A 2,720-nucleotide genomic window follows, 5' to 3' on the forward strand; every position below is an offset into this window, starting at 1 on the left:
GATAGGTCAAACCTTATTCAAGTGACATGCAATACTGCCATTTTAGCCTTGTGCCTACATCAGGCATAAAAAATGGATGTCCCTCTCCAATTTGTTGGACATCCATCCTTGAATTTTATCATATAATTGCAATTTTTATTGTTTTTCCATGGAACTATCATAAAATCGGCAACAGGACCGACCGGAATTCTTGGCCGCATACAGTGCCAAATCGCTCTTGCGCAGAAGATCATCCATAGCTTCCTGTCCGTCACTCACTATAATCCCTGCACTTATGGATAATATCTGCATGTTAGGATGATTTTTAAAATCTTTCTTCAGGTCCCGGACAAATGATTTTACCCGATTCATAATTTCTTCACGGGATATTTTTTTCATCAGCACTGCCAAAAACTCATCGCCACCCAGCCGGACCAAAAATGCATCGGAAAAACTGCTTTTCATACAGGAAGCCACATGAACAAGCACCTTATCCCCCATGGCATGGCCATAGGTATCGTTAATTTGCTTGAAATGATCCAAATCAAAGTAAATGAAGGTTTGCTGTGTTACATCGCCCTTTTCCAGCTGCTCCTCAATATACGATTCAAGATACCGGCGGTTAGCCAGTCCGGTCAGGGCATCCTGCCTGGCCATCTCCAATATTTTCTGCTGAAATTCGCGTTCCTTGGTTACATTTCGTGCCATACCCACTGTACCAATAATCGTTCCATCAACATCCCGGATTGGGGTTTTATAGGTGCGCAGCAGGCGCATTCCCTCAGGGGCCTTCACCTGCTCATCAAAAAGGCAGGTGGTTCCCTTCTGAATGACTTCCTCCTCGGTCTCCATGCAGACATATTCTCCCTGAGCATACTCCTCCGGACTCAGGCCCCATATAAAGCAGTGGCCCCGGCCTGCTATTTCCGCCTTGGTCTTACCCACCACCTCACAAAAAGCGTTATTAACCTTCAGATGAGCACCATGTGCATCCTTGTACCAGATGAGGTCCGGCACCGGGTCTATTGTATTGTCCAAATATGTTTCTGCCAGCCACAAATCCTTTTCCTGCTTCAGGTATTTTAATAACTGCTGAAAATAAAACCGCAGTGTCACAGGGCTAAGAGGCTTTGACCATAAAAAATCCACTGCCTCCAACATATCTTCTGACAGATTTTCAGGCTTGGCAGTACAATAAACGATTTTTCCCTCCCCGGCTGCAGCCCGCAGCATTTGAGGGGAAAAGCCTGCTGTCTCATCGGCGATTACCACGCCAATGATGCCTGGTACAAAATCCTTATGCAATTCCTCAGGTGAATGTAAAGGGGAAAAATCATGAGAAAACCGCTCCAATGGTGTGATATTCCTAAGAACAGCCTCATGCTCCTTCGTCAACCCGGCCAGCCAAAAATGAGCCTTTGCCGAATACATTACAAATCCCTCCTCATAAAGCCTTGCATGAATTTTTAAGTCAAATCTTCCATTGCCAACACCCCTGAAAATTACATCAGGACTAAATAAAAATGAGACTTATTCGATATCCATAAGGAATAAGTCTCATGCAAGCATTAACATTGGATACAATATAACCAACAATTGAATCCTGCCAATCACCAATACATGCTGACAAAATTCCCCATATTAGCATAACCATTCATTGCCAAAAGTGCATTTCCAGTATAAACCCGGGCAGTTTTCAAATCATCACCAAAGAGCGACTCTACTGACGGAAACAGCTTGTCCTGCTGGGAATTAACAGTGTTTATATGAGATTGGGTCTTTCCCACCAATCCTTCATTTCCAAGAATACGGGATACCTTATCCGGTGATGAAGTGATAGCATTGACCAACCTATCATCATCTACTGTCAGGGACCCATCCTTTCCCACACTGATTCCTATACTCTGATAGTTGCCTGCCCTGTAGGTGGTATCGGAAAACATATCATTCATACGGCTCATTCTATTGGAAATAGCCGCATTTTCCTTGAAGAAGCCTACAGAATCATTATAATCACTGACAAAATCCTTTATATTCTTCACAGCTGTTTGCAGGGCATCATTCATCACGGTCTGGGTCTCGGTGGTGGTCTTACCATCCTTATCGGTGGTAGTAACCTCCTTCTGGATCAAGGCATCCTCCCCTACATTAAAATCAGTAGCAGCAAGGGTTCTGGCAGACTTGGAAAGGTCACTCATATTTGCCTTGAGCTCTGCGTTGAATTCCTTTCTGGTATCCTGATAAGAGGAAAGCAATTCCCTGTATCCCTTCTGCACACCATAAAGGTCTTCGGCATTAAAGCCGGAGAAGGTACTGGTACTCTGCTTATTGGTATAAGCATTCCACATAGTGGAAATATCACTGGAAGAATTTACATCAGAGGTCTTACTACCGGATAAAGAAATTCCCTGGTCCTTGGCCAGCTGGTAAAAACTGTAATTATCCTTGGCCATTGATGAAACTGTAATAGCCATATGTCATCAACCTTTCATACTTAACGACAAACATATCTTCCACGATTTTATTACAATATTTTATCATATTTTTTATTGTTTATCATTAAAAATACACATTTTATTGACATGGCTCAAAGAAAAACAATTCATTATAACGCCATTGTTCAAATTTTTCTTCTTTAGAAGAAAAATCTTCCAATTAGCGTTTCAACGAGCTGGGAGATATGCTCGCCAGCTGTTGTAGTTTGTTTTCCCCCACCTAAAGAGGAAGGGGACATCTTAAAG

2 protein-coding genes are annotated in these 2,720 nt (G+C 42.7%); both read right to left on the minus strand.

Annotation, left to right across the window (positions count from 1 at the left end):
• Positions 1-135: 135 nt before the first annotated feature.
• Positions 136-1,410, minus strand: coding sequence for a GGDEF domain-containing protein (locus tag K6C05_RS09650; protein ID WP_296734142.1), 1,275 nt, complete (start codon positions 1,408-1,410; stop codon positions 136-138).
• A 179-nt stretch (positions 1,411-1,589) separates the two neighbouring features.
• A complete protein-coding gene (locus K6C05_RS09655; protein WP_296734144.1) occupies positions 1,590-2,453 on the minus strand; it encodes a flagellar filament capping protein FliD in 864 nt (287 codons plus the stop codon).
• Positions 2,454-2,720 lie beyond the last annotated feature (267 nt).

Source organism: Anaerovibrio sp., from assembly GCF_024697385.1.
Taxonomy (GTDB): Bacteria; Bacillota; Negativicutes; order Selenomonadales; family Selenomonadaceae; genus Anaerovibrio.

Bases quoted from the DNA above. Each gene is read 5' to 3' on its own strand.
- K6C05_RS09650 (WP_296734142.1), bottom strand. From the start codon at position 1,410: ATGTATTCGGCAAAGGCTCATTTTTGGCTGGCCGGGTTGACGAAGGAG.
- K6C05_RS09655 (WP_296734144.1), bottom strand. From the start codon at position 2,453: ATGGCTATTACAGTTTCATCAATGGCCAAGGATAATTACAGTTTTTAC.